This window comes from Bacillus sp. AP50, from assembly GCF_040492675.1.
Taxonomy (GTDB): Bacteria; Bacillota; Bacilli; order Bacillales; family Bacillaceae_G; genus Bacillus_A; species Bacillus_A cereus.
Genome location: NZ_JBEUTW010000790.1, coordinates 1 through 1,042 on the forward strand (window position 1 = coordinate 1; position 1,042 = coordinate 1,042).

Here is a 1,042-nt window from a genome sequence, read left to right on the forward strand (position 1 = left end):
ATCTTCCCTTCATTTCTAGCAAAATACGATTTAGTAAACCGTTTACATGAATTAGTATATAAAATATTTTTTCATTTATCAAGTTATAAAAAGAAAATTTTTTTCATATCAAAAAATAAATCCCCTCATTCCATTTCACTTATATACTACATTTTCGTTACGCAATACACTCTTTCCTCTCATTAACAACACATACATAGTCCTCCATACGTTCTACTTATTTGCTTGAAGAAAGAGTTGAAAAGCAATATTCATTTTTAGCGGTCACGTAACATCACCATCAAGCCAAGAAAAGTAACTAACCGCAGAATGAGAATTCTGTGCATTTTGCTCTTATTTATTGTTTTAGGTTCACTAGTCTTTTATCTTGATAAACATAGAGCGTGGCCCCCCTACTATCACTTTTTTACCTTGTAAATATATCTTGCATACTATAAAACCTAAAAGTATTTTTATTTTTCAGAAAAATAAAAACAATAACACGAAATTTATTGTATAATGTTGTAAAAAGATGTCGGAGGGATTTAATGTTAAATAAAATATCTCAATTCACAATTAAGCTTTCATCAATTCTTTTATCACTCTTACTATTATTAAATTTACCTTATTTATTTATCACTCAACAAGGATTTACCTTTCAACCAATTTATTTTTTTAATCAGACCGTTACTATGTTAAAACAGGTTTTTTCCCCTGAATCATTAGTGATTATAGGATCAGACCCGAAGCTTGGCCATTTCAAAAAAACACCATTATTTCCAACTGTTTTAGAACCTTACCTATATTCATTTACTATATTATTTTTAGCCTTTTTTCTTGCTCTCTTTTTATCATCTAGCATGGCATTTTTTTATTTTTTAGCAAAAGATTATATAAAAAAATGGATAAACCGAATTGTGTTCATATTAGAAGCTGTCCCTGATATGATGATGATGATTTGTTTGCAAATATTTTTCATATGGGTACTTCAGAAATTTGGGGAATCTCCTGTCACTATTATTTCTTTTAATGAAAATCGAGCTTATTTACTCCCTATTTTATC

1 pseudogene is annotated in these 1,042 nt (G+C 28.4%); it reads left to right on the forward strand.

The annotated features are described in order from the left end of the window. Window positions 1-527: 527 nt before the first annotated feature. Window positions 528-1,042 (forward strand): annotated as a pseudogene (locus ABWK52_RS29520) (ABC transporter permease subunit); the annotation flags it as partial.